We start from the raw sequence: 20,630 nt of genomic DNA, 5'->3' as shown, positions 1-20,630 counted from the left end.
GGACAAGCATCGTCATTTTATTATGGTCAGCCTCAGGGTGAAGTGTGTCTAATCAACAGGGTTTTCGGTCTCTAAGTACTTTTTAAAGGGAACATCATCGACTCAAATCTCTATTTGCAACAGTGCCACTCAAAAAGAGTCCGATGGATACAGTGTTGGCAGGCAAAGGCGAACCTGTCGCAATCCTCAATCGTAATACACCAGCGTTTTACTGTGTTCCAGCTGATCTGTATGAAACGATGATGGAACAACTAGAAGACCTAGAACTGAATAAGATTGCAGATGCTCGTGCGAATCAGAAACGCATTCGAGTAAATATTGATGACCTATAAGTTAGGGCAGAGTAAAACTTGAAGTGCGACATAAACCACCTAATTAATTTAAAGGGTTTATGGAGTATATAAAATTGTCATACCATCATCTTAACTTTGAAGATCGTACTGCATTAATGCTTGAGTCAAGAAAAGAAGGCTTTTCAGCCAGAAAATTTGCTGAACTTATTAAAAGACATCCTAGTACGATCTATCGTGAGCTTAAAAGAAATAGCATCAATGACGTTTATCAAGCTCGATATGCTTCTGATAACACTTTTGCTAGACGTAGACGTGGTCACAGAAAACTCAAAATCGATTCAATCCTCTGGAAATTTATTGTTGAAGCGATCCGTTGTTTATGGTCTCCTCAGCAAATAGCAAAGCGTTTAAAGACATTTCCTGATTTGGATCAAACAATGAATGTAAGCCATACAACGATTTATTCAACGATACGAGCATTACCCAAGGGTGAGTTGAAAAAAGACTTATTATCCTGTCTACGTCATGAAAATAAAAAGCGAAAAGCTAACGGTGAACCTAAAAAAGATTCTATATTACAGGATATTAAAACTATTCATGAGCGCCCAGCCGAAGTTCAAGAAAGAAAAATACCGGGTCATTGGGAAGCTGATTTAATTAAAGGTAAAGACAATAAAAGTTCGATAGCAACACTTATTGAACGAAATACACGGCTCTGTATCTTGGCAACATTACCTGATGCAAAGGCAGAATCAGTGCGCAAGGCTTTAACTGAAGCTCTGAAATATTTACCTGCAGAACTGCGTAAAACGTTGACCTATGACCGTGGACGCGAGATGGCAGAACATAAAATACTTGAAGAAGATTTAGGCATAGATGTATATTTCTGTGACCCACATTCACCCTGGCAAAAAGGCACATGCGAAAATATGAATGGTTTAATTAGGCAATATTTACCTAAAGGGATTGATTTAAATCAGGCAGATCAGCATTATTTAAATCAAGTTGCCATGTCACTGAATACTCGTCCTAGAAAAGCGTTAGATTGGCTTACACCATTAGAGAAATTTGCTCAGCTTGTTGATTATCATAAGACTTTTCAAACTGTCGCACCTCATGTTTGAATTCGCCCCATATTTTTGCTACAGTGAACCTAATTAAGATCATCTATTTACTAGGCCTCGCATTTGCGGGGTTTTTAATGCTGAATAAAAGGAAAACTTGATGGAATTGCCCAATATTATTCAACAATTTATTGGAAACAGCGTTTTAGAGCCAAATAAAATTGGTCAGTCGCCATCGGATGTTTATTCTTTTAATCGAAATAATGAAACTTTTTTTCTTAAGCGCTCTAGCACTTTATATACAGAGACCACATACAGTGTCTCTCGTGAAGCGAAAATGTTGAGTTGGCTCTCTGAAAAATTAAAGGTGCCTGAACTCATCATGACTTTTCAGGATGAGCAGTTTGAATTCATGATCACTAAAGCGATCAATGCAAAACCAATTTCAGCGCTTTTTTTAACAGACCAAGAATTGCTTGCTATCTATAAGGAGGCACTCAATCTGTTAAATGCAGTTGCTATTATTGATTGTCCATTTATTTCAAACATTGATTATCGGTTAAAAGAGTCAAAATTTTTTATTGATAACCACCTCCTTGACGAGATAGATCAAGATGATTTTGAGGCTGAATTATGGGGAGACCATAAAACTTACATAAGTCTATGGAATGAGTTAAATGAGACTCGTGTTGAAGAAAGATTGGTTTTTTCTCATGGCGATATCACGGATAGTAATATTTTTATAGATAAATTCAATGAAATTTATTTTTTAGATCTTGGCCGTGCTGGGTTAGCAGATGAATTTGTAGATATATCCTTTGTTGAACGTTGCCTAAGAGAGGATGCATCGAAGGAAACTGCGAAAATATTTTTAAAGCATTTAAAAAATGATAGACCTGACAAAAGGAATTATTTTTTAAAACTTGATGAATTGAATTGATTCCAAGCAATATCTAAAAATACTTAACTGTCTTTTTAAGTTGCTAAGTTTTAAATAAATAAGTGAAAAAAGTTAGTGAAGCTACTGATTTAAAGCTTTATATAGCCAATGAATCTAAATTTTGGTTTTTAAAATGAACTTATTTAAAATAGCTAAAGCTGTTTATTAGCTTAACTTGTGATTTAAGTTTTTTTGAATATAAAATTGTTAATTTATTAGCTTTACAAGTTTATTTAAATTTCATCGTGCAACATTTTTAACAAATTTTATTATCGATGGTATTTTTTTGTCTGCTTTTCTTTTCCTAGTCTTTTATCTATCCGTCAACCATATAGGGCAGAGTAAAACTTGAAGTGCGACATAAACCACCTAATTAATTTAAAGGGTTTATGGAGTATATAAAATTGTCATACCATCATCTTAACTTTGAAGATCGTACTGCATTAATGCTTGAGTCAAGAAAAGAAGGCTTTTCAGCCAGAAAATTTGCTGAACTTATTAAAAGACATCCTAGTACGATCTATCGTGAGCTTAAAAGAAATAGCATCAATGACGTTTATCAAGCTCGATATGCTTCTGATAACACTTTTGCTAGACGTAGACGTGGTCACAGAAAACTCAAAATCGATTCAATCCTCTGGAAATTTATTGTTGAAGCGATCCGTTGTTTATGGTCTCCTCAGCAAATAGCAAAGCGTTTAAAGACATTTCCTGATTTGGATCAAACAATGAATGTAAGCCATACAACGATTTATTCAACGATACGAGCATTACCCAAGGGTGAGTTGAAAAAAGACTTATTATCCTGTCTACGTCATGAAAATAAAAAGCGAAAAGCTAACGGTGAACCTAAAAAAGATTCTATATTACAGGATATTAAAACTATTCATGAGCGCCCAGCCGAAGTTCAAGAAAGAAAAATACCGGGTCATTGGGAAGCTGATTTAATTAAAGGTAAAGACAATAAAAGTTCGATAGCAACACTTATTGAACGAAATACACGGCTCTGTATCTTGGCAACATTACCTGATGCAAAGGCAGAATCAGTGCGCAAGGCTTTAACTGAAGCTCTGAAATATTTACCTGCAGAACTGCGTAAAACGTTGACCTATGACCGTGGACGCGAGATGGCAGAACATAAAATACTTGAAGAAGATTTAGGCATAGATGTATATTTCTGTGACCCACATTCACCCTGGCAAAAAGGCACATGCGAAAATATGAATGGTTTAATTAGGCAATATTTACCTAAAGGGATTGATTTAAATCAGGCAGATCAGCATTATTTAAATCAAGTTGCCATGTCACTGAATACTCGTCCTAGAAAAGCGTTAGATTGGCTTACACCATTAGAGAAATTTGCTCAGCTTGTTGATTATCATAAGACTTTTCAAACTGTCGCACCTCATGTTTGAATTCGCCTAGACTTTTTAGAAGAAGCATTAGCAGAATGGAATAAGCTAAATCCAAGTATTAAGCAGCCATTGAAGAAGCAGTTGATCAAGGTTTTGTAGAATCCTCGCATTCCCAAAAACAAGTTGTCAGGACATCCTAACCGCTACAAGATCAAACTTCGTAGTATTGGTTATCGTCTGGTTTATGAAATCGTTGATGATGAGGTAGTTGTCATCGTGATTGCTGTAGGCAGACGTGAAAACAATGCCGTCTATGATGATGCCAACTCTCGTCATTCATAAATGATGTAATGCCTATAAGCAGATAGTGTCTATGAAAACACTCATGTTTATGGGCATTTTTGATGTAGATAATCTTTGATTAGATAGTAGTAAATTACAACTATTGTGAAATCAATAAACAACTATTGTGAAACCAAAACGAAATCAATTTATAGGTAAGACATTTACTTCACACAAAGCAGTTGATCCCATTTAAAGTAGTTCTGTGTTAGCCGATTTCGTGACATATTCCATGTTCTGTTCGGCATTAAACTTGCGCCCAAGGCAATCTTGGTTTTGCCATACTTAAGATGAATCGCTTCAAGGGAATCCATCAAAGCGTCACTGATCTCGATATGCTTCATGTCGGTAAACATGTCATATACATGGCTTGCCTTTGGTTCGAGACACGTCAGAATCACGCCACATTTCTTGAAGGCAATGTCCTTGGCATACAGGCCATCAATCATCGCTGTAGCGAGTTTAGAAAGCACCAACAGGTTGTCGGTAGGTTCTGGTAAAGCCAAGGATAAAGACTTGTTGTAGAAGGGCTTTGAGCTATCAAATGGGTTTGATTGTACGAAACCAATCAAACAACCACACAACAGATTATCGTCTCTCAGTCTGCTAATCGCATCCATGACATACAATGACATGGCTTCTTTAAGATCATCAATGTGGTAGATGCGTTGACCAAAAGAACGACTAGCAATGATTTGCTTCTTTGCAGGTGGCGTATGTTCCAGTTCAATGCAAGCAATTCCATGGAGTTCCAATAAGGTTCTGTGCATCACTACAGAAAATTGGTCCCTGATCATCAGAGGGGAAGCCAAGACAAAATCCATAACTGAATGAATCCCCAAGCTGTTGAGCTTCTTGGAATGCTTTCGGCCTACGCCCCAGATTTCACCAACATCTATGGCTTGATGCAGAGTTTCAGCAGAGCATGGATCCATTGAAACCAAGTTGCAAACACCATTGAAGTAAGCGTTCTTCTTGGCAATATGGTTCGCTAGTTTCGCTTCAGTCTTTGAGCGTCCAATGCCAATACATACAGGTAAACCAAGCCAAGAAAACAAACGCTGACGAATCTGATGAGCATATTCAGTCAAGTCGTAATTCCCTGCATGAGCTGTCAGATCCAGAAAGCACTCATCAATAGAGTAAATCTCTTGCTCTTTTGGCGATACAAAATCGGCTAGGATTTTCATGAATCTGCGAGACATCTCTGCATACAGTGCATAGTTGCTCGATAGCACCTGTACCTGATGCTGTTCGACGATGTCCTTAATCTGGAAGAGAGGAACACCCATCTTGATGCCCAAGTCTTTGGCTTCTTGGGAACGTGCCACAGCACAGCCATCATTGTTGGATAGCACAATGACAGGCTTATTGTTCAGACTAGGGTTGAAGACACGTTCACAACTGACATAGCAATTATTGATGTCTACAAGTGCATAGATCTTCTGGTGAGCTACTTGCATGAGCATGAAACCAATCAAGTATTAACGCTTTCTGAATGGCTTGATGACAAAAGTCACTACACCCCAAATTAGCATTTCCTGCCCATCTTGCAGATGAATGTCGGAATACTCAGGGTTCTCTGCTTTAAGCCAACGATTATCATCACCTTCGATCATGAGGCGTTTTACAGTGAACTCGTTGTCTATTAGTGCAATTACGATGTCTTCATGCTTGGCTTCAATGCTCCGGTCTACAATCAGTTCATCATCAATCTCAATACCTGCATCCCTCATGGAAAGTGAAGCTACCTTTACAACAAATGTGGCAGCCTCATTTTTGATGAGGTGCTCATTCATGTCCAAAGTTTTGTCGACATAGTCTTGGGCAGGAGAAGGGAAGCCAGCAGCAACCTTTTCTGAAGCCAAGGGAATGTGCATCGAGATAGACGGATCTACAAGTGTAATTGAGGCTATATCATTGAACCTGGCTTCCTTGGATTTAACCAGGTAATTCTTGATCTCAATGACACGAGACTCCGGTACACGAATTACCTTTGTAGGTTCATCATAATTTGCCTTACGACCAGCACCTTCCCGAAATCCCCCATGATTACTCTTCATCTGATGCCCCCCATTATTTGATTAAGTTACAAAATCAAATATATTATTGGATGTGTTACAGATTCAAGACTATTTCGATGAATGGTGAATAAACCTTATGGTTCCCATAAAGGCTACTGCAAACTTTCCCGCATTATGCCACCTCACTGAAGGTGTACGACAAGTAATGTCATTTGCATGCTTACGCACGCATAGATAATTGGTTACTATTCAATGGCTTTGTTGCACAAAGATTTAAAAAATAGAACTACCCTAAGCGACTCAAATTTAAGTGACAACTTGGGAGGACCTCATTTAAACAATCTTTATGCAACTGATTCTGCTGAATGAAATTAAAAATCCATGTGTTTCTCATCACACATAAATAACTGAGATTACAGTCTTGTGTACGACTATAAACTGCTTTCCATTTTGCGCTCATTTTTGTTTATAGCCACTTTGCTAATTTATGGTACCCACCTATGAAAAAATAATAAAATAGGCCAAAACCCCCTTTTTTTTGCGTTTAAACGACATTTCAAAAGTGAGTGTCTACGAGTGACCTGTCAAAATTTGCATTTAGACTCCTTGAAAAACAGTTTTTTACGCTTTTTGATCCTAGAAAAACTTTGATCACATGTAAAAAATAGAGTTTATGTTAAGCAGATATAGTAAAAGCTTTATAAGCAAAGATAATTCCGATTTGTTTTTGTTGTTCTTTCAAATTACGAAAACATTAACCAAAAAATTTCCCCATGAACTGAGCGAAAGCGAAGTTCAATAGAGTTTGAGCGTAGCGAAAACCAAAGGGCAATTTTTTATTTATAAGCTTTAAAAAGCTTTAAAAAGCTTTAAGAGCTCTGTAATCCTTACTGCACAAGCATTACAGAAGTTTTGATAGTACTTTGACAGATATTAATAGTACTCTGACAGGGTTTTGATAGTACTTTGACAGAGCTTTGACAGTACTTTAGCAAGGTTTAAAAGTACACTTATTAATAAGTACTTTTTTTCTTTTTTTATCGATAAAAGTTTATGTACGATGGAATATTTTATTGATATAAAAAAATTACGGATTTATACGCTAGTTATTTACGGATTTAGAAAATCAAATGAGTCATTAACCCAATTATAAAAGTACTTATTCAGAGAATAACGGTGCTTAAAATTCTATGTACTTTTTAAATAAAGTGTTTTATAACAGATACAAGGATTTTTAGGATTTGAATATGTCTATTTCTTCTAGTGAAAAAGTTTATCCAAAACAACACGCTGTTTTCCAAAATAGGATCATTGATCTATACAAAAACATGAGCTTAGATGAGAAGCGTCTATTAGTCCTATTGAGCCCAATCGTTCGCACAACAAAAACAAAGGAAGGTCAGCCAGTCTTTATATCTGCTAATGAATATGCGAAGGAATGTGGTGTCAGTTTAACTAGAGCGTACGAAGGGCTTGCAGATGCTAGTGAACGCTTAGTCCGTCGATATTTCAGCTATATAAATACAGATGGGAAAAAGACTGCTGCAAATTGGATTATACGAAGTACGTATGATCAAGGAGGTGTTGATGTTTTTTTTACTAATGAAGTACTAACGATGCTTCAAACTTTTGACAAATTAAATCCCTATACTAAATATAAAAAAGAAATGATTTTACAGTTAAAAGGCGATTATGCATTTGAAATTTATCATCTTGCAAAACAATCCGAAGGCTTGGGTAAAGCTGATATTTTGCTTGAAAATTTGAAAGAAAATTTAGAACTACCAAAATCTTATCATGATCTAAGCAATCTCAAAAAGCGTGTTTTAGACCCCAGCTGTAAAGAAATCACTCAAAACACAGACCTTAATCTGACATATGAAACGATGAAACGGGGTCGAACAGTAATAGGTATCCGTTTCTTAATTGAGAATAAAACTCTTAAAGGATCGAATGTTGGTAAAAAGCAACATGACTCTTGTACAAGATTAACAGAACTTCAAGTAGTTACGTATGCCAAAAAACTCGCAAACGATGCTGATTTTGGAAGTAAATATGCCCAGGATGGAGAAGAGATGCCAGATTTTATTTTTAGACTTACGCAAGAATTAAGTAAACCTGAAAAGATTAATAAATACATGCCTCATATGATCAGATTAGGTTTTAGAAAAGCCTCAAAATAAGGCTGTTTCATGTCGGTAGTGTTCAAAAATCTGTGTCATTTCAATAAACTGAATCAAACAGGAAATGACACATCATGGCAAACAACTTTGATTTCGAAGCAGCTTTAAAACAATTACAATCAGGACAACCCCTCACTGGTGAAAACGGTATCCTGACACCACTAATCAAACAGCTGACAGAAGCGGCTTTAAATGCTGAAATTGAAAACTATCTGGAAGAAAATCCTAAACCATCCAATCGCAGGAATGGTTACTCTCGCAAGACCGTAAAATCATCCTCCGGTTCATTTGAACTGGAAACACCTCGTGATCGCACTGGTGATTTTGAGCCTCAACTCGTCAAGAAAAATCAAACCAAACTCTCTGAAGAGATCGACAGTAAAGTCATCTCACTGTTTGCGCTCGGCATGAGCTACCGTGATATTCAAAAACATATTGCCGATATGTATGCACTGGATATTTCCGAGGGTGCCATTACCAATATTACAGACAAGCTAATCCCCGAATTACGTGCCTGGCAACAGAGGCCGCTTGATGCCGTATATCCCTTTGTGTGGCTCGATGCCATCCATTACAAGATCAAGGATGAAGGCCGTTATGTCAACAAAGCCGTTTATACCGTGCTGGGATTAAATACCGAAGGCCATAAAGAACTGCTGGGTCTTTACCTATCAGAAAGTGAAGGTGCTAATTATTGGCTCAGCGTACTCACAGATTTGCAGAACCGTGGCATACAAGACATTCTGATCGCCTGCGTTGATGGGCTTAAAGGCTTCCCTGAAGCAATTGCTGCGATATTTCCGCAGACAGAAGTGCAGTTATGTATTATTCACCAAATCCGCAATAGCTTGCGTTATGTGGCCAGTAAGGATCAAAAAGCCTTTATGGCTGATCTGAAGCCTGTTTACCGAGCAGATACCAAGCAGGCAGCTGAAATGGCGCTAGATGAGCTGGAAGCCAAATGGGGGGATAAATACGAGAAAGTCATTCGTTCATGGCGTGAAAAATGGCATTTACTCAGTGCCTATTTCAAATATCCGAAAGCGGTTAGGAAGCCAATTTATACCACCAATGCGGTTGAAGCAGTACATCGCCAATTCAGAAAACTGACCAAAACCAAGGGGGCTTTCCCGAATGAAAATAGCCTGCTGAAATTGCTGTATATTGGCATTCAACAGGCTTCTGAAAAATGGACAATGCCGGTGACAAACTGGGGGCAAACCATCACACAGTTATCGATTTACTTTGAAGGCAGGCTCGATGATATAATTAAACTCTAGCCAATTCGGCTGACACAGAATTTTGAACGCTCTCTTCATGTCTGGGATACTGAGGGCATTCCAGTCCTCACGCAATTACTCACCTTGATCATCTCGTTCCAGTTGAAATCCTACTTCAAACTCGTTAATTGCCTCTAACATAATGTCACAGGGATTAAAGACTTTAGCAATTTCCATTTTTATTCTCCCAGCATGATATGTGCCATTGGTATATTATGCCATTACTGTCCAAGTAGTTATTGATGCCACAACAATAACTCATACAAAAAGCCCAATTTGGTGTGATCGATATTTTTTATATAATTGATTTTAAATGAAAAATTAAAATAATAATATGTAAACCCAAAGTAGAAATGTCATGTCAGGTTTCTCCAAACAAAGAAATGCTGAGAGATTCAAAACAACAAAAACAATTTTTACTTTACCTAAGGAACTTAGGCTTCAAACCTTGAGTGCATTCTTTAATAAACGCTTCTTCGGATAGTTTTTATATCAAACTCTGAAAGGGTCTTATAGGGCTTTTTTTTCTTTATTACTTAAAAATTAGGTGGCAGAATTTGCAGCTTCTGCCTTTTACCCAAACGACTATATAACCATGGTTCGGTTAGTTGTTCTAATCATCGTATTATACATAAAATCATGCTGCTGCAGACAATTTTCTAGTAACTGAACCCTCTACAGTCCCCATTCCGGCTTTTTCAGGGAAAAAATTTCCCCCAATTTCTGCAGATAAACCAAGGGCATTTTTTAATCATCTTTGTACGCATTTACTTACGTCAATTCCGGTACTTTGCTGCTATTCGGAATATTGGAATTTTCATATGATAGATTCATCGGGAACAGGAAGTTCCACACAATAATAAGAACAACGATACGCACAAGGACTGTAAGGTACGACAGGAGTTATACCGAGCGACCCCATACAAAAAACCCTGGTAGGATGCCAGGGTTTTTTTATTTCCCGTATATTTAATTTAAATCAGACCCGGGTGAGCATCCAGAATACGGATTAACGTCGCTGCAGGGCCAGTCGGATAGCGACGGCCTTGTTCCCAGTTTTGCAGGGTTCTCGCGCTGATATGCAAACGTGCAGCAAATTCAGCCTGGGTTAAGCCTGTTTTCTCACGTACTTCTTTAATATCTGGCAGTTCAAGCTCTGTGACTCGACTTGCCTTTATCTCATTACGTTTGATGGCCCCAGCTTCTTTGATTGAAGCAACCAGGTCATCAAATAAGTTGTTATCCATGAAATTGCTCCTTTACTAATTGACGCAGGATCGAGGTTTCTTTGTCTGTCAGATTATCTTTCACAGACTTTGGATAAGCCACCAAGAAAAATATCTGATCATCTTCTGTGACCCAATAATAGATCACGCGGATACCGCCACTTTTACCCTTATTGCCTTGAGCACAACGTACTTTACGAATTCCTCCACCATTTTTGATTAAGTCACCCTTATCAGGCTGTATCAGGAGATCTTGCTGGAACTGACGATATTCTTCATCAGTGACAAGCTCTCTGATTTGCTTGGTAAAGATACTGGTTTCAATGAATAACATAGATTTAGATACGTCAATGGCGTATAAAAATTTTAGCAGTTTTAATATAGAAAAACGAGAGCCTTAAGCTCTCGTTAATCAGAATTTTGGACTGCCAACACTTGAGTTGCTAAAAGTGGAAATTAAAATCATTATTCTGTTCTGGCGTTAGTGTGAGTTCAGGTTGATTGCTTCGCTCCACAACCTCACGTTCAGGGCCTTTAGGTTGTGGAGAGGTGACAGCATCAATAGTTGATCTGATTTCCTTAAAGTTCTGGATGCATGAAAGATAAGAGGCATTTTCATCCTTAAAATGGCAATTTTGAGGTTTCAAAAGATCGTCACATTTCAAATATCTCAGCATCCTTTCATCATTTTTGATGATCTCTTTAATGAGTTGATAGTCAGATGAATCAAGCATTTTTCTTGCTTGACGGATGTAATCCATCAGTTTTTCTGATTTTTTCTTTATTATATGAATAACATCAAAAGTCCTTTTGTTCTGATATGCGTATTCTTGCTGTCCTGAAAGCTCTCTGTGCGAGATAACGTAATCGCGATAGTAACCATCATATCGTAAGCGACTAAAATCCGTGGCTGGCTTTGGCTTGAGGCGAATATTTGTAATACTCATTTCTAGTTGCTCAAGTTCAAGATTAACTCGTTGCAGGTCATCACTTTTTTCTCGAGCGAATCGACTTGCTCGCTTATCGTCTGCAATTCTTCGTTGTAGTCTTTCGGAGCAGGCATCTGCGATATTTTCAAGAGAGCGCTCTTGATCTCTATTTTTTGGCTGTTCATATCTTTTTGGTATGGAGTCATTTCGACTTGCACAAAATTCCTGAAATTTTCGATTAAATCCTGATTCGTCAAGGCTTGCGTCCATAGCTTCTGATGTTGATTGTTCCAGTTGTTTAATAATTTTTGCTGATATTCCTCCGAAAATTTGCCTTGTTCGAGTTTTAAAAGCTCCAATTTCATCGCTGAAATTAATTTTTTCATCGTTTCGTTCTCTGTTTCCAAGCTGTGGATTTTGTTGTTTAAGCTTTGTTCTAGCTCGTTGTATGAGCTTAAGATAGTCTGTAATGAATCTATTTGTTGACTCAACAAGGCGTTTTGTTCTGCTAACGATTTGTTTTGTTGACTCAACAAGGCGTTTTGCTCTGTCAAAAATTGGTCGATCTCGGTCTGCATAACTTATCTCCGTAAACTGTTTAGGTAATTGAGTTGGCTCTGAATTGTTTGTGAATTCTGTTGAATCATTTCTTTTTGTGCTTGGATGGTTTTTAGGTTTGTACTGGACTGATAGATCGTATAAAAACTGATTAAAATCATCAGCACCCCAAAAACTGTACTCGCCCATGTCATGTGTTTGGCTTTTTGAGAGTTTAATAGCGACTGAATTCCGGTCTCTATTAGCTCGCTTTGGCTCTCTTCTATCGCCTGCTTCACTTGGGCCTGGACTTGGGCTTGGATGCTCTTCTGATCTATCGAAATGCTGCCAATTGCTTTGTTGATTTCGGTCTGCAGCGATTCGATGGAGACTGAAAGCCGTTGGAGTTTCGATATATCTGTATTCGATATCTGCTCTTGGATTGCTTTTAACGCTACTAGATAGTCCATTGTTGCTTCTTTCAGCACTTGTGGTGATAGATTCCCCACCTCGGTCAAAATCGAGCTTAGATTCGATTCTATGGATCTTGTCGTACTCTCTATCCCGTTTAAAAGGGTGGTACTGTTCATGATAGGCAGCTCGCTTTGCTCGATAAGTTTCTCGAAGTTGATCAGCGTCTGTGAGAGCAGCTGCAAGCTCACGATCAGTTGGTTTATTTGATTCTGCCTCTCGAAGGCGCTCTGCATAAGCTCCAAGTTCGAATTTTTCATCGTAAAACGCCCCTTTTAGTCGGTGTTTGTCATTGTTGTTTAGTGTGACTGTTAAATAGTTTTTGCCTGCCTTTACTGACTGCACTCCATTGAGCTGCTTAAGCGCACGGACTATATCTGCTCGGTTTTCTATCTCAATTCCGAGCAGTCGATGGATATGCTCATTTATAAATCTGCGGAACTGACTTTTTTTCAATTTCTCAAGGTCATGCAGTGCAATGATTTTTTCTGCCTGCTTGTTGAGTTTGGCGATGTGGTTCGGCTCTTGTGTGAAATTCCTCAAAAGCAGATCATCGGGGCGTGACCATTGATATTTTGTGTTGAAGTAGTCCCGTAATGCGTCGAAATGTTTTTCATGACCAGGGGGCGCAATATTGAGTGATTTCCCGCTTTGAAGGTCGAGTCGAGGGACTAAAACGTGGATATGTTTTGAGCCGTCATCATCAGTATGCAGAACAGCAAAAAGGTGGTATTGAGACTGATCAAGTCCTGCAAAAGCGTGTTTTTCAAAGTCATTTAAAACTTCCAGAATCTGCTCTGGAGTAGGGTCATCTTTTTTTGACCAGGCGATCACGCCACTAGTGTACTTCCACAGATGAGGGCTTGCATTGCAAATAGAATTGAACGTTGTGGCATCACCTCTTAAAATCTGAACACCAGCACGCAGATTTCCTCGATGATCGAACTGATCTAAAACGTACGCGGAAGCGTGTGCAGCTGATCCTTTTCCGTGGTCTAAAAATTTAATATGCACTTTCGTCCCCTTCGGCTAACTGCAATGAAGATAGTTGTTTTTCAACTCTTTCAGGGGGTTGTCTATAAATCTTGGGTAAAGCAGGGTAGATTTGTTCTAGGTCATTTTGAATGCCTTTCAGGACTTGAAAACAGGCGAAAATGTCGAGCATTTTCTGCTCTTGGAGAGCAGCATTTTTAATAATGTTTAAGGCTCTTGCGAGCTGATTCAGGTTGTTCCCGATTCTTGCAAGCTCTAGCAGAAGAGCTGGGTCGGTTTTCTGATACCGTTTGACAAGTTCAATCACGGTTTTAACTTTGACTCTAAGAGGGTCTTCCTGATCATGGGGGCGTTTAACGGTCACGAAATTTTTCATCAGCTCACGCTGAATTAGGGAATGAATGAAGTCGGTGAGACTGATACTTTCTTGTTTTAGGTGATTCTCAAGTTGCTCCGACTGTAACTCGGTGAGTCTAAAAATTTTACTTTTACTTCGCATATGTAATCCCGCTAACCAGGTTTTTGCTTTTAAGTCAACGCAGTTGACTTGCCCATCTGTGATGGGCTGTGGGAGGTCTTAGGAGGGTTTCCCTCCTAACAAGCCCTGTATGTCAAAGTTCGAAGAACTTTGTATATACAGGTAGGCTTGCTTATTAAAAGTGGTCTCCACAACACAAGACCTTGCTTTAAAAAAGAACATAGCAAATATGAAAAATTTGAGTTTTCAAAAGTGTGGATTTGAGAAAAATATTTAATTTAGACTATTAAAAAAATAAAAAAGTTAATATTTATCAAATATTTAAAAAAACTATTGACTTTAATAAACTCAAAAAAACAAGCACAAAGCTTTAGGATTGTTGAATTATTTTTTAAGAAGCATCCCTTATACGACAAATACCTGAATGCTTTTAATTTTTGCTGGGTAATTTTTGGTAGAAAATGCCACAAAGAGTATGTATTGAAAATAATTTAGGTATGTATTGAACGACTAAAAAAGCAATTTCAGCATGTATTGAAATAATTTGGGTATGTATTGAACGATGAAAAAGGTAATTTCAGCATGTATTGAAAAATTTTTGGCTGTGTAACGGTAGATTTGATGTTTTTTTAATCAATAGTTCATAAAATAAGTTTTATGCCATTGATATTAAAGTGTCATTAGTGTTAGGACTAATAATTCCAAAGCTTTCAAAATTCTGTGTCAGCCAAATTGGCTAGAGCTTAATTATATGAGGAGAACTGCTCCGCAAGTGTCTGCCTTCAAAATCAATCGATAACTGTGTGATGGTTTTCCTCCAGTTTGTCACTGGCATTGTCCATTTTTCAGAAGCCTGTTGAATGCCAATATAGAGCAATTTCAGCAGGCTATTTTCATTCGGGAAAGCCCATTTGGTTTTGGTGAGTTTTCTGAATTGGCGATGTACTGCCTCAACCACATTGGTGGTATAAATTGGTTTCCTGGCTTTAGGGTATTTGAAATAGGCACTGAGTAAATGCCATTTCTCACGCCACGAGCGAATGACTTTCTCGTATTTATCACCCCATTTGGCTTCCAGTTCATCCAGAGCTATTTCAGCTGCCTGCCTGGTGTCTGCCCGGTAAACAGGTTTCAGATCAGCCATAAAGGTTTTTTGATCTTTACTGGCCACATAGCGCAAGCTATTGCGGACTGGGTGTGAGAAATGAAGATTTCTTATATTGTTTAGAGATTTTGTATTGCCTGCCCAGAGTAATCTCTCTTCAGCACAGCAGTAATGCCAGCGATTCATTTACCCTCTGCTCTCTTTTCAGCTAATATGCTTTACCTGCAAGAAAACAGTCAGTTATTTTTAATCAAGAGTAAATCCATGGCCCGCGCTCCCAAGAAAGAAGCCAAGCAAGAACCGTTAGAAGTCGTATTGTGGAAAACAGCAGATAAGCTTCGTAAGAACATTGATGCGGCTGAATACAAGCATGTTGTCCTTGGTTTGATCTTCCTCAAATACATCAGTGATACCTTTGAAGCACACTACAATTTACTGGTTTCAGGTGAAGGTGAGTTTGATGGAGCTGATCCTGAAGATCGTGATGAATACACGGCATACAACGTGTTCTTCGTCCCTGAGAATGCACGTTGGTCATACCTGTTAAACCAAGCCAAACAGCCTAACATTGGCAAGCTCGTCGATGATGCAATGGAAGCCATCGAGAATGACAACCCACAATTGAAGGGCGTTCTGCCTAAGGTCTATGCACGTCAGAATCTTGATCCTACGAGCTTGGGTGAGTTAATCGACTTGATTGGTAACATTGCACTAGGCGATGCGAAATCTCGCTCTGCCGACGTTCTAGGGCATGTATTCGAGTACTTTCTTGGTGAGTTTGCTTTAGCTGAAGGTAAACAAGGTGGGCAGTTCTACACGCCTAAATCAATTGTGAGTCTATTGGTCAATATGCTTGAGCCATACAAAGGACGTGTATTCGATCCTTGCTGTGGTTCGGGTGGTATGTTCGTACAGTCCGAGAAGTTCGTAGAATCACATCAAGGCTTGGTCGATGACATCTCCATCTATGGTCAAGAAAGTAACCAGACCACTTGGCGATTAGCCAAAATGAACTTAGCCATTCGTGGCATCAACTCAGAGCATGTTAAATGGAACTCTGAGGGTTCATTCCTGAACGATGCACACAAAGACCTAAAAGCGGATTACATCATTGCTAACCCACCATTCAACGTCTCTGACTGGAGTGGTGACTTACTTAAAGAAGATGCTCGTTGGTCGTTGGGTGTACCACCTGCAGGTAATGCCAACTTCGCATGGATGCAACACTTCTTGTATCACATGAGTCCTAAAGGTCAGGCAGGAGTTGTACTTGCTAAAGGTGCGCTTACTTCTAAAACCAGTGGTGAGGGTGAAATTCGTAAAGCCTTGGTTTCAGAAGCCAATGTCATTGACTGTATTGTGAACCTACCTGCAAAGCTGTTCCTGAATACCCAGATTCCTGCTGCGTTATGGTTTATGCGTCGTGACCGTGTTGGTTCAACCCAATACAAAGATCGTAGCAATGAAATCCTGTTCATTGATGCTCGTAACTTAGGTCATCTGATTAACCGCAGAACAAAAGTATTGTCGGATGAAGACATTAAGCTGATCACGGACACTTACCACAATTGGCGTAACAAAGACGGTGAGTATGAAGACGTTGCAGGCTTCTGCGCTTCTGTACCGCTTGAGAAAGTGGCAGAGCTTGATTATGTACTGACACCAGGTCGTTATGTGGGTTTAGCGGATGATGAAGATGAGTTCGACTTTAAGGAACGCTTTACAAGCCTTAAGGCAGAGTTTGAGGCACAGCTTGCAGAAGAAGCTGAGCTTAATGTCGCTATTGCTGAGAACTTAGCAAAGGTGATTGTATGAGTTGGGATGTAAAACCATTAGATGAGGTTGTAGAAAATTTTATTGATTACAGAGGTAAGACACCCAACAAAACCAATCAAGGTATTCCATTAATTACAGCAAAAATTGTGAAAGATGGTCGTCTTCTTGAGGCTAATGAATACATAGCAGAGGCAGATTATGATGATTGGATGACTCGTGGTTACCCAGAAATTGATGATGTTGTATTAACTACTGAAGCACCATTAGGTGAAGTTGCTTTAATTAAAGACAAAAATGTTGCACTTGCTCAGAGGATTATCACACTTAGAGGATGCAGGGACAAACTTAACAACAAGTTCTTAAAGTATTGGTTTCAATCGGAATATGGTCAATATGAGTTAGATTCTCGTGCATCTGGAACCACAGTGTTTGGAATTAAAGCATCAGTACTTAAAAAGGTTCCTGTACCTGTGCCCCCTCTCCCTGAACAAAAAGCCATAGCCTCGGTCCTATCATCATTAGATGACAAGATTGACTTACTCCATCGTCAGAACAAAACCTTGGAAGCCATGGCTGAAACACTGTTTCGTCAATGGTTTATTGAGGAAGCGAAAGAGGATTGGAAAAAGAAGCAACTAGGTACTTTACTAACAGTCAAAAGGGGTGGCTCACCCAGACCAATTCAGGATTATCTAAGTGATTCAGGTTATCGTTGGCTTAAGATCTCAGATGTAACAAGTTTGAATTCTCCATTCGTATTCAAGATTAAGGAGCACATCAAAGAGGAAGGATTATCAAAGACTACTTTACTTCAAGCAGGTAAATTGGTTTTGAGTAATAGCGCAACACCAGCCATTCCCAAAATATTGATGGTCGATACCTGTATTCACGATGGTTGGTTACATTTCCCTGTCTCAAGTTATTCGAATGAATACCTATACTTGTTATTCAATCACATTCGTCCTGAACTTTTACAACTAGGAAATGGCAGTATCTTCACCAATCTAAAGACAGACATTCTTAAGGAATATGTTGTTAAACACCCTGATGAAGCTTCGTTATTAAAGTTTCAAACAGTTATTGAACCAATATTTACCAAGCTACTTGAGAATGCAAAACAAATCCAAACACTAGAAAAGCTAAGAGACACGCTTATACCAAAGCTCATGAGCGGTGAAGTGAGAGTCCAATACCAAACAGAAGAAGTTGCATAACATTTAAGGTGAGGTCATTTGTTGGCTTCACCTTTTTTACATCCAAGGGGCAAACATGAATAAGAAGCTAATAGGGGCTTTAATTGCAATCGTAGTCGTGATCTGTGGCTACCTGTATGCCACACCATACCTTGCACTCAATAACATCAAGAAAGCAGCACAAGCAGGTGATAGCGACACAGTATCGAAGTACATCGACTATCCAAGTGTTCGTCAGAGTTTCAAAGATCAAATGAATGCCAAGATGGCTAAAGAGCTGATGAATCAAGACAATGATGGTTTTGCAGCATTAGGTGCAATGCTGGCTTCAACTATGGTCGACAAGATGGTTGATGGCTTCGTTACTCCTGAAGGCATGACTTTGATGCTCAAAGGCAAGGACCTCAAGGATGCAGCACAATCATCAGAAGCCAATTCAACAACCCAAACCAATGAAGAGGAACAAGCTGAGTACAAAACTCGCTATACCTCATTCAGTGATTTTGAGGTTGTGATTCAAGACCCGAACGTCTCAAAGGCCGTCACGGTCAAAATGGTACGTGATGGTTTGAGTTGGAAAGTGAACAAGATTGTCATTCCGATGGATTGAAAAGAAGATTAAGCATAAAAGCATATTGAGGGGATAAAGATGACCAAGATGACCGAATCAGACATAGAGCTGATGGCGATAGAGCAGCTAGAGGGATTGGGCTATACCTATGTGTATGGTCCTGATATTGAATCCAAGGGAAGCAACCCTCTACGAAGCTATAAGCAGGTCATTTTGGAAGCCAAAGTACTGGAGGCCTTGCAACGTCTCAATCCTCATTTGAATGAAGACAAGTGCCTTGAAGCACTGAAGCAAGTCACCAATCTGCACTCCCCTGATATGCTCAGCAACAACCAGGCATTCCACCGCTTACTTACTGAAGGCATCAACATTGAAGTGAGCAAGGATGGCAACACCCAAGGTGAATATGCCTGGCTTGTTGACTTCAATAATCCAAGCAACAACGAATTCCTTGTCGTAAACCAAGTCACCATCAAAGAAGATCGTTGGACCAGACGACCTGACATTATCATCTATGTGAATGGCTTACCTTTAGTGGTCATTGAGCTTAAAAATGCCACAGACGAGAATGCCACTGTAGAAGGCGCATATAAGCAGATCCAGACCTACCAAAGCCAGATCCCATCACTATTCACCTACAATGCCTTCAACGTCATCTCTGATGGTTTAGAGGCGAAAGCAGGAACGGTCTCAGCAGACCTGAGTCGTTACATGGCTTGGAAGACTTCTAATGGTCAAACCAAGGCCAAGAATACTCAAGCACAGCTTGAAGTCTTACTCCATGGTTTACTGAATCCAGTGACTTTACTGGACATGATCAGGCACTTCATTGTGTTTGAATCCAACAAACAAGAAGATGCCAATGGCTTGATCACCATCAAAACCATCAAGAAGATGGCTGCATATCATCAGTACTATGCAGTGAATGCAGCAGTCCTCTCTACTATTCGTGCGTCTGCAGTGAACTCGGACTCGAAGTCTGCAGAAGTCGCAATGCAACAGCAAGGTAGAAGTAAGCTCGAACTTGTGCAACAACAAGCAGTAGGTGACAAGAAGGCTGGTGTTGTTTGGCATACACAAGGCTCAGGCAAGTCTCTGTCCATGGTTTTCTATACAGGTAAGATTGTCTTGGCTTTGGATAATCCAACTGTTGTTGTGATTACAGACCGTAATGACTTAGATGACCAACTGTTTGGAACCTTTGCAGCATCAAGCCAACTACTCAGACAAACACCGAAGCAAGCAGAGAATAGAGATGAGCTCAAAGAGCTGCTTAAGGTGGGTTCAGGTGGGGTGATCTTCACCACTATCCAGAAGTTCCAACCTGATGATGGTGGCAGTGTCTATGAGCAGCTCTCAGACCGAACCAATATTGTCGTAATAGCAGACGAAGCACATCGTTCTCAGTATGGCTTCAATGCAAAAGAGGTCGATGTCAAAGACGAGAATGGCAATGTGGTAGGAAAACGGACTGTCTATGGTTTTGCCAAGTACATGCGTGATGCTTTACCAAATGCCACTTACCTTGGCTTCACAGGAACACCAATCGAAAAGACAGATGTTAATACACCTGCAGTGTTTGGTAACTATGTGGACATCTATGACATCTCGCAAGCTGTTGAAGATGGTGCAACCGTTCGGATCTTCTATGAAAGCCGACTTGCTAAGATTGCCATCAGTGAGGAAGGCAAAGAGCTGATTGAAGACTTTGACGAACAGTTCAGTGAAGACGATCTAAACCAGACACAAAAAGAGCGTGCGAAGTGGGCAAGGGTCGAAGGGCTGATCGGTAGTAAAGAGCGTATCAAAGCGATTGCCAAAGACATCGTAGAACACTTTGAACAACGTCTGAAAGCTAATGCAAACCAAG

General features: G+C 39.4%; 16 protein-coding genes and 4 pseudogenes. 12 read left to right on the top strand and 8 right to left on the bottom strand.

Annotated elements, in window-relative coordinates; all coding sequences use genetic code 11:
- The 6 genes and pseudogenes from FTV52_RS12870 to FTV52_RS14865 form a co-directional block, all read left to right on the top strand.
- Positions 1–75, top strand: a pseudogene (locus FTV52_RS12870) (IS6 family transposase); the annotation flags it as partial.
- Between the two features lie 68 nt (positions 76–143).
- A complete protein-coding gene (locus FTV52_RS12865) occupies positions 144–332 on the top strand; it encodes a type II toxin-antitoxin system Phd/YefM family antitoxin (RefSeq protein WP_004977490.1) in 189 nt (62 codons plus the stop codon).
- A gap of 116 nt (positions 333–448) precedes the next feature.
- Positions 449–1,417 carry an IS30 family transposase gene (locus FTV52_RS12860; protein WP_014538385.1) on the top strand — a complete coding sequence of 323 codons (969 nt, stop codon included), beginning with the start codon at positions 449–451 and terminating at the stop codon, positions 1,415–1,417.
- Between the two features lie 100 nt (positions 1,418–1,517).
- Positions 1,518–2,297, top strand: coding sequence for an APH(3')-VI family aminoglycoside O-phosphotransferase (locus tag FTV52_RS12855; RefSeq protein WP_000422634.1), 780 nt, complete (start codon positions 1,518–1,520; stop codon positions 2,295–2,297).
- A gap of 446 nt (positions 2,298–2,743) precedes the next feature.
- Entirely contained in the window at positions 2,744–3,712 is a 969-nt protein-coding gene (locus FTV52_RS12850) for an IS30 family transposase (protein ID WP_014538385.1), read from the top strand.
- Positions 3,713–3,994, top strand: a pseudogene (locus tag FTV52_RS14865) (type II toxin-antitoxin system RelE/ParE family toxin). It abuts the gene before it with no gap.
- 164 nt (positions 3,995–4,158) lie between these two features.
- Here the strand turns inward: FTV52_RS14865 and FTV52_RS12840 are convergent.
- Positions 4,159–5,463, bottom strand: coding sequence for a Y-family DNA polymerase (locus FTV52_RS12840; protein ID WP_179990951.1), 1,305 nt, complete (start codon positions 5,461–5,463; stop codon positions 4,159–4,161).
- Positions 5,464–5,478: 15 nt separating this feature from the next.
- Positions 5,479–6,057: a LexA family transcriptional regulator gene (locus tag FTV52_RS12835; protein WP_179990950.1), complete on the bottom strand. Its 579-nt coding sequence runs from the start codon at positions 6,055–6,057 to the stop codon at positions 5,479–5,481.
- A 1,208-nt stretch (positions 6,058–7,265) separates the two neighbouring features.
- Between FTV52_RS12835 and FTV52_RS12830 the strand changes: the two genes are divergently transcribed.
- Both FTV52_RS12830 and FTV52_RS12825 read left to right on the top strand, forming a co-directional pair.
- Positions 7,266–8,201 (top strand): replication initiation protein, encoded by a 936-nt coding sequence (locus FTV52_RS12830; protein ID WP_179990949.1) that lies wholly within the window; start codon positions 7,266–7,268, stop codon positions 8,199–8,201.
- A 74-nt stretch (positions 8,202–8,275) separates the two neighbouring features.
- Complete coding sequence (locus tag FTV52_RS12825; protein WP_004911237.1) at positions 8,276–9,481, top strand: IS256 family transposase; 1,206 nt, start codon at positions 8,276–8,278, stop codon at positions 9,479–9,481.
- 75 nt (positions 9,482–9,556) lie between these two features.
- On the opposite strand, the pseudogene FTV52_RS14820 reads toward FTV52_RS12825, so the two are convergent.
- From FTV52_RS14820 to FTV52_RS12795, 6 genes and pseudogenes are all read right to left on the bottom strand, one after another.
- A pseudogene (locus tag FTV52_RS14820) lies at positions 9,557–9,637 on the bottom strand (AbrB/MazE/SpoVT family DNA-binding domain-containing protein); the annotation flags it as partial.
- An 818-nt stretch (positions 9,638–10,455) separates the two neighbouring features.
- Positions 10,456–10,728, bottom strand: a complete 273-nt coding sequence (gene nadS, locus FTV52_RS12815) for a NadS family protein (RefSeq protein WP_000369782.1) — start codon at positions 10,726–10,728, stop codon at positions 10,456–10,458.
- Positions 10,721–11,041, bottom strand: coding sequence for a type II toxin-antitoxin system RelE/ParE family toxin (locus FTV52_RS12810; RefSeq protein WP_179990948.1), 321 nt, complete (start codon positions 11,039–11,041; stop codon positions 10,721–10,723). The genes nadS and FTV52_RS12810 overlap by 8 nt, the downstream gene beginning before the upstream one ends.
- 109 nt (positions 11,042–11,150) lie before the next feature.
- Positions 11,151–13,658, bottom strand: a complete 2,508-nt coding sequence (locus FTV52_RS12805; RefSeq protein WP_179990947.1) for a relaxase/mobilization nuclease domain-containing protein — start codon at positions 13,656–13,658, stop codon at positions 11,151–11,153.
- Positions 13,648–14,136: a plasmid mobilization relaxosome protein MobC gene (mobC, locus tag FTV52_RS12800; RefSeq protein WP_179990946.1), complete on the bottom strand. Its 489-nt coding sequence runs from the start codon at positions 14,134–14,136 to the stop codon at positions 13,648–13,650. Before mobC ends, FTV52_RS12805 begins: the two co-directional genes overlap by 11 nt.
- 715 nt (positions 14,137–14,851) lie before the next feature.
- A pseudogene (locus FTV52_RS12795) lies at positions 14,852–15,313 on the bottom strand (transposase); the annotation flags it as partial.
- A gap of 171 nt (positions 15,314–15,484) precedes the next feature.
- Between FTV52_RS12795 and FTV52_RS12790 the strand changes: the two are divergent.
- The 4 genes from FTV52_RS12790 to FTV52_RS12775 form a co-directional block, all read left to right on the top strand.
- The gene (locus FTV52_RS12790; protein ID WP_179990945.1) at positions 15,485–17,035 is read left to right on the top strand and encodes a class I SAM-dependent DNA methyltransferase; all 1,551 of its coding nucleotides are present in this window, start codon (positions 15,485–15,487) and stop codon (positions 17,033–17,035) included.
- On the top strand, positions 17,032–18,210 hold the full coding sequence (locus FTV52_RS12785) for a restriction endonuclease subunit S (protein ID WP_179990944.1): 1,179 nt from the start codon (positions 17,032–17,034) through the stop codon (positions 18,208–18,210). Before FTV52_RS12790 ends, FTV52_RS12785 begins: the two co-directional genes overlap by 4 nt.
- 55 nt (positions 18,211–18,265) lie before the next feature.
- Complete coding sequence (locus FTV52_RS12780) at positions 18,266–18,799, top strand: DUF2939 domain-containing protein (RefSeq protein WP_179990943.1); 534 nt, start codon at positions 18,266–18,268, stop codon at positions 18,797–18,799.
- A 39-nt stretch (positions 18,800–18,838) separates the two neighbouring features.
- Positions 18,839–20,630: type I restriction endonuclease subunit R (locus FTV52_RS12775; RefSeq protein WP_179990942.1), on the top strand; the 1,792-nt coding region annotated here is incomplete at its 3' end.

The sequence above is a fragment of the Acinetobacter sp. YH1901141 genome, assembly GCF_013416935.1.
Taxonomy (GTDB): Bacteria; Pseudomonadota; Gammaproteobacteria; order Pseudomonadales; family Moraxellaceae; genus Acinetobacter; species Acinetobacter towneri.
Note: the sequence above shows the minus strand (reverse complement) of the source record. Positions and strands in the feature narration are given on the sequence as shown.